The 483-nt window shown below is 63.4% G+C and carries 1 protein-coding gene; it reads left to right on the forward strand.

Annotated features, from left to right (window positions below):
• Nucleotides 1–483: site-specific integrase (locus tag DVK06_RS17415; protein ID WP_147438177.1), on the forward strand; the 483-nt coding region annotated here is incomplete at both ends.

The raw sequence follows: 483 nt of genomic DNA on the forward strand, positions 1-483 counted from the left end.
GACCTCACCGGACGGAAGCTCGACGACTTCGTTACGTGGCGTCAGGGCGATATCGCGCCCATCACGCTCCAGAAGCAACTCAGTAGCGTCCGCATGGCGCTCGATTTCTGGAGCGACCTGGACGCCGTCGAGGACGGACTGCGCGAGAAGCTACATGCGCCGGAACTCCCCGACGGAGCCGAGGCGCGCGACATCTATCTGGAGCCGGATACTGCAGAGACGATTCTGGAGTATCTGGACCGCTACCACTACGCGAGCCGGATGCACGCCGTCATGGCGCTCATCTGGCGGACGGGGATGCGCCGCGGAACCGTCCGCGGGCTGGATGTTGGCGACCTCAACGCAGACGAGCACGCCATTCAGATCGTCCACCGACCCGAGTCCGATACCCCGCTGAAGAACGGGAACAAGGGCGAACGGTGGGTGTTCATCGGTCCTGAATGGATGCGCATCCTGCAGGAGTACATCAGCGAGAACCGGCAC

This window comes from Halorubrum sp. Atlit-28R (assembly GCF_003665955.1).
In the GTDB taxonomy this organism is placed as follows: Archaea; Halobacteriota; Halobacteria; order Halobacteriales; family Haloferacaceae; genus Halorubrum; species Halorubrum tropicale.